The following is a 5,599-nucleotide window of genomic DNA, read 5'->3' as shown; positions in this document are numbered from 1 at the left end:
TCGCATAGCGGACGAACCGCTCGGCCACACCGATCACCATGCGTCGCAGACCGCGGCGTCCGTGCGTGCCCATCACGACCAGGTCCGCGTCACGGCGCTGCACGCAGCGCATCAACGCGCTGGCGATGTTCTCGGCGATGCCTTGCGTCTCTACGATCTCCGTGTCGCCCGCGACATTGAGCTCGCGCATCTGGGCGAGCGCGCCATGTAGCAAGCTCACGCCGACTTGACGCGCAGCGTCCGTCAGTAGATGCGGATCGCACGCGCCCGCGTATGTGAAAGCCGCCGATTGATCCAGCACGTAAACCGCGGTCAACTTGCCGCGCGAGAGCTTTGCGAGCTGGATCGCTTCGGAAAGCGCACATTTCGAGGCTTCGCTGCCGTCCACGGCCACCACGATGTTTGCGTACATGACTGCCTCCTGTTGAAACTTTGAAACAACCGTCGGAAATCAGACGCGCGTGGCGCCGCGCTCGAGCAGCCGTTCGGCCGCATCGAAGGGCGCCTTCACCGCGACATCGGGATCAGGACTCTGCCGGTGCTCGAGCGGGACCAGTTCACCCGTGCGCAGGACCAGATCGAGACGTGCATCGAACATGAGGTGGTTCACCGTCGCGTCCGGCACAGCGTGCCGTATGTCGGTTGCGTCATTCGGCGCATGCCCGCGAATGGCCTCGATCGCAAGATGGCAACCAGAAATGGATTTGCCGAACCGCTCGAGGCGCACCAGTTGTGCTGCTGCGTCAGATTCGATTTGCGCGGATCCTGTAAATCCGAGGTAGACGATCTGCATATCGATTCCCCATACTGCCTCCGCGCGTGCTGTTCTACCCATCGGCCGTTCCGGCGGCCAAAGCCGCGTACGTCAGCGAGCCGATGAAGAAATCATCGGCGCTATTCGTGGCTTCCGATTGACTTGCATCAATGGCGTGGCAGTGCTGCGCAGCCTGCGCTGGCAGGTTGATTGAGCGCGGGCGCGGGACATGGCACCCGAGCGAACCGGCGTGTGCTATTTTTCGGAGCCCGTGCCGACACAACCTTCCCCATGCGCAACGCGGATACAGAGACGCCCCTCGCCCTCCCCGCACATAGCTCGCCGTGGACGCTCTTTTGCATCTTTCTGAGGGTCGGCCTGACTTAGGGCAATGCTGATCAAGTCCACCATTCATGACTGTCATGCGTTATAGCGTGGACATGCAACGGTAAAAGCAAAAACAATGAAGCAACTGACACTGGCGATGGCCGTCGATCAATGCTCGGGATTCGGAGCACAGCGCAAACCTACGCGACGCGAGGTGTTTCTCGATGAAATGAACCGGCTCGTGCCGTGGGCGGAACTGTGCGGGGTCGTCGAGCCGTATTACCCGAAACGCGGCAACGGTCGCCCGCCTATCGCACTGGAGCGCATGTTGCGGATTCATTTTGTGCAGCACTGGTTCAATCTCGCCGACCTTGCGTGCGAAGAGGCGCTGTACGACAGCCTCAGTCTGCGCAGTTTTGTGGGCATTGACCTGGGCAGTGAGACGGTTCCGGACGCGACGACGCTGCTCAAGTTCCGGCGCCTGCTGGAAGAGCACGGGCTGGGCGAGCGAGTCTTCGCCGAGGTGGGCCGGGTGTTGCAGGCACGCGGAGCGAAGCTCAGGAGCGGCACGATTGTGGATGCCACGCTGATTGGCGCGCCTTCTTCGACGAAGAACAGGGAGAAGGCACGGGACCCTGAAATGCATCAGACGCGTAAAGGGCAGCAGTGGTATTTCGGCATGAAGCTTCATGTCGGCGTGGATAGCCAGAGCGGACTGGCGCATAGCGCGGTCGTCACGGCGGCCAACGTGCACGACAAACACCCATTGCCACAGCTTCTGCATGGGCAGGAGCAGCGCGTCTATGGCGACAGCGCGTATGCGAGCCAGAAAGCGCTGATCCATGGCAAGGCACCGAAGGCTCGCGACTTCACGAATCAGCGCACGCGCCGCAAGGACAGCGTTGATGAAGTGGCGCGCCGCAAGAACCGCAACAAGTCGAAGATCCGCGCCCGCGTCGAACATGTGTTCGCCGTGGTCAAGCGGCTGTGGGGCTTCACGAAGGTACGCTATCGCGGTCTGGCGAAGAATGCCAATCGCGCCTTCGTTTCGCTCGCGCTGGCGAACCTCTACCTGTCGCGAGGTCGATTTACGGCACAGGTGCGCCCGTAATGGGCGACACACGGGCGAAAAGCCCGCGCAAAGCGCCTGCGGCGCGACAAAACGAACCGGAATGACCATCTTCATTCGTGATTCGGAAAGTTTACGCATGTGCCATCTCAATCAGCCGCGTTTACACGGCTTGATCAGCATTGCCTTAGTTCGGCGGTCCGGCGGCTCACCTTGGCTACTTTCGCGACGAATTCGTCAGACGCCGCCGCTGGCGCGATGAACACACGTACAGCGACATGGTTGCGCTGTGCCAGATTCTGCCAGTGCCCGGCAGCAGCCAGGTCGGCATCGCAATCGGGCGTCTGCGTGGCGGCGCTGCCGGTGCGGTAACTGCGTGGCTCGACTTTACGCTGCCGTCGGTGTTGTTACTCGTGGCTTTTGCATACGGCTTCACGCATCTGTCGGATACAACTTCGCTTCATCTGCTGCGGGGGCTGAAGATCGCGGCGGTCGCGGTGGTCGTCCAGGCAGTCTGGTCGATGGGACGCATGCTCTGCCCTGACCGCGCACGCGCGACGATCGCGGCGGCCTCGGCCATCACAGTAATCCTGCTCGGTGCGGCCTACGGTCAGACTGCGTCGATCGTCGCCGCGGGGATTGCCGGCGCCGCATTTCTGAAGTCGTCGACCGAAGTGCCGCGCGCGCCGCTCGGCATGCCCGGGTCCAAAGCCGGCGCGCTCGCTTGTCTCGCGGCCTTCGCACTGCTGCTGTTCGGACTGCCCACGGTAGCGGCCTATCTCCACAGTCATCCGCTCGATCTGTTTTCGGCGTTCTACCGGGTCGGATCTCTTGTGTTTGGCGGCGGCCACGCTGTGTTGCCGCTGCTGGAAGCGGTCGTCGTGCCGCGCGGTTGGGTTCCCGCGAACACCTTCATGGCAGGCTACGGTGCGGCGCAGACGGTCCCGGGTCCGCTTTTTTTGTCGCCGTGTTTCTCGGCGCCGCCAGCACGGGTCAGCCGTGCAGGGTACGGCCGGCTCACTGATCGCTACCGTGGCGATCTTTCTGCCTTCATTCCTGCTGGTCGGCGCGGCGCTGCCTCTATGGGGCGAGTTGCGCGCGTTCGCGCCAATGCGCGGCGCCATGGCAGGCATCAACGCCGCTGTGGTCGGCATTCTACTCGCCGCGCTGTACGACCCCGTGTGGACCAGCGCAGTGCATACCGGGCGCGATTTCGCGCTGGTCGTCGCGGCCCTGGTCCTGCTCGGCTGGTGGCGAGTGCCGTCGTGGGCGGTCGTGCTGATAACAGCCGCGCTCGCGTGGTGGGTCGTATAAAGGCAATACCCCTTTTTTGCCAGGCATGCGTGTGGATCACTTGCACTGCATTGGCGAGCCCGGTCGCGCTCTGTTGATCCAACTCAACGAGCCTTCCCGCTGCGCGGGTATGGTCCAAGCAATACATCCAAGGCCATCACCCTACGGGGAGCACGACATGAATAATTCCGAATACTCTGGCATGCATCCTGTCGCGGGTCAGGGCCGCGATAAAGCGATCGCATCCGGCCATTTCTATCTCGTCGGCGGCGGTATCGCTTCGCTGGCGGCCGCGGCGTTTTTGATTCGCGACGCCGACGTACCCGGCTGCCGCATCATGATCCTCGAAGCGCTCGACAAACCGGGCGGCAGCCTCGACGGCGCCGGCACGCCACAGGGAGGCTACGTCGTGCGCGGCGGCCGCATGCTCGAGAGCAAGTATCTGTGCACCTACGATCTGTTCGATTCAATTCCCACGCTTGACGGCCGCATCAGCGTCACGAAGGAAATCTTCGACTGGAACGAGACGAGCCGCACTTGCTCGAAGGCTCGGCTCATACGCAACGGCCAGCGCGAAGACGCGCCCCCTTACTGGCTCGCCGAAACGCACCTGCTCACACTCGGCCGTCTTTCGCTCGAACCGGAAGCCCAGCTCGGCGGCAGCCGGATTTCCGACCACTTCGAGCCGGACTTTTTCGAAACCAATTTCTGGTATATGTGGTGCACGACGTTCGCCTTCCAGCCTTGGCATAGCGCCGCCGAATTCCGGCGTTATCTGCTGCGTTTCGCGCATATGACGTCGGGCTTCAACCAGTTGCACGGCATCATGCGCACGGTCTACAATCAGTATGATTCGATGGTGCGGCCGCTGCGCAAATGGCTCGATGACCACGGGGTGAGATTTCGCACCAACACGCGGGTCATCGATCTGCGCTATGACGAAAGCGGTGAACTGAATCGGGTGGCAGGCATCGTCTGCGAACATGAAAGCCGTCGCGTCGAGATTCCAGTCGGTGCGGCGGACAAGGTCATCGTCACGCTCGGGTCAATGACGGCAGGGTCGAGCCTCGGCGGCACGAACCGCCCTGCCGTGTTCAATCATAACGACAGCAGCGGCGCGTGGGCGCTCTGGAAAACCATCGCAGCAGGACGAGCCGAATTCGGCCATCCATCCGTTTTCGCCGACCATGTCGAAGAATCCAAATGGCTGTCTTTTACAGCGACGTTGCATGATCCGACGCTGTTCCGCCTGATCCGTGATCTGACGGGCAACGTGCCCGGCGAAGGTGGCCTGATTACCTTTCCCCAATCGAACTGGCTCGTCTCGATCGTGCTGCCGCACCAGCCGCATTTCCTGGGGCAGCCGAAAGGTGTCGAGGTGTTCTGGGGTTGCGGGCTTTTCGTCGACCGGCCGGGCAATTTCATCGCCAAGCCGATGGCCGGATGCACGGGCCGCGAAATCATGACGGAACTTCTCGGTCATCTGAACGTTCAGGCGGAAGCCCCGAATATTCTCGACGACGCGATCTGCATTCCGTGCCTGATGCCCTTCATCACCAGCCCGTTCCTGCGGCGCAAGCGCGGCGACCGGCCGCAAGTGATGCCCGAAGGCTGGGCAAACCTCGCGTTCGTCGGACAGTTTTGCGAGTTGCCGAACGACGTCGTGTTCACCGTCGAATATTCGGTTCGCTCGGCGCAGACAGCTGTGTACACGCTGCAGAACCGCTCCGGCAGTGTACAAAGGCCAGCACGATCCGCGCGTGGTGTATAGCGCGGCCTCCGCGTTGCACAGGCACTAACCGGCAATGCTGGTTTTGCGCCGTGTGCGGCCGCCCTCACACGCCGTGCGGCACGCGCATGTTCAGGAGAGCGCCGTGGAACTCGAGGCAACACAGCGAAAACGCCCGGGCGCGCTACTCGCACGACTCAAGGAACACCCGCTCGCGCGCATCGGCCTCGGCATCATCACGGGCGTCGCCGACGACGATCCAGGCGGCATCGCCACATATTCGCAGGCCGGTGCGCAATTCGGTCTGAGCATGCTGTGGACGATGCCGTTCGCGTTTCCGTTAATGGCGGCCGTCCAGGCGATGTGCGCCAGTCTGGGCCGCGTGACCGGCAAGGGCCTGGCCGCCAACATCAAGGAGGCGTTTCCG

Annotated in this window: 5 protein-coding genes and 2 pseudogenes; 5 read left to right on the top strand and 2 right to left on the bottom strand. The window is 62.4% G+C overall.

Annotated features, from left to right (window positions below):
- Together B0G83_RS37690 and B0G83_RS37685 are read right to left on the bottom strand one after the other, a co-directional pair.
- Positions 1–412, bottom strand: a 412-nt coding sequence (locus B0G83_RS37690) for a universal stress protein (RefSeq protein ID WP_105512329.1), incomplete at its 3' end; no start/stop codon positions are given.
- A 39-nt stretch (positions 413–451) separates the two neighbouring features.
- The gene (locus tag B0G83_RS37685; RefSeq protein WP_105512328.1) at positions 452–793 is read right to left on the bottom strand and encodes a hypothetical protein; all 342 of its coding nucleotides are present in this window, start codon (positions 791–793) and stop codon (positions 452–454) included.
- Between the two features lie 424 nt (positions 794–1,217).
- Here B0G83_RS37685 and B0G83_RS37680 point away from each other — a divergent pair, with 424 nt between their 5' ends.
- The 5 genes and pseudogenes from B0G83_RS37680 to B0G83_RS37665 all read left to right on the top strand — a co-directional run.
- On the top strand, positions 1,218–2,192 hold the full coding sequence (locus tag B0G83_RS37680) for an IS5 family transposase (RefSeq protein WP_105512327.1): 975 nt from the start codon (positions 1,218–1,220) through the stop codon (positions 2,190–2,192).
- Between the two features lie 209 nt (positions 2,193–2,401).
- Positions 2,402–3,058 (top strand): annotated as a pseudogene (locus B0G83_RS39395) (chromate transporter); the annotation flags it as partial.
- Positions 3,059–3,149: 91 nt separating this feature from the next.
- Entirely contained in the window at positions 3,150–3,464 is a 315-nt protein-coding gene (locus tag B0G83_RS39390) for a chromate transporter (protein ID WP_258168513.1), read from the top strand.
- Between the two features lie 157 nt (positions 3,465–3,621).
- Positions 3,622–5,242 (top strand): annotated as a pseudogene (locus B0G83_RS37670) (oleate hydratase).
- A 75-nt stretch (positions 5,243–5,317) separates the two neighbouring features.
- A partial coding sequence (locus B0G83_RS37665; protein ID WP_146120369.1) for a divalent metal cation transporter occupies positions 5,318–5,599 on the top strand: 282 nt, incomplete at its 3' end.

Origin of the sequence: Paraburkholderia sp. BL21I4N1, assembly GCF_002973525.1 — a bacterium.
GTDB lineage: Bacteria > Pseudomonadota > Gammaproteobacteria > Burkholderiales > Burkholderiaceae > Paraburkholderia.
This window is presented reverse-complemented; position numbering and strand designations above follow the sequence as displayed.

Excerpts from the sequence above, each read along its gene's own strand:
- B0G83_RS37680 (WP_105512327.1), top strand. The coding sequence starts at position 1,218 with ATGAAGCAACTGACACTGGCGATGGCCGTCGATCAATGCTCGGGATTC.
- B0G83_RS37685 (WP_105512328.1), bottom strand. The coding sequence starts at position 793 with ATGCAGATCGTCTACCTCGGATTTACAGGATCCGCGCAAATCGAATCT.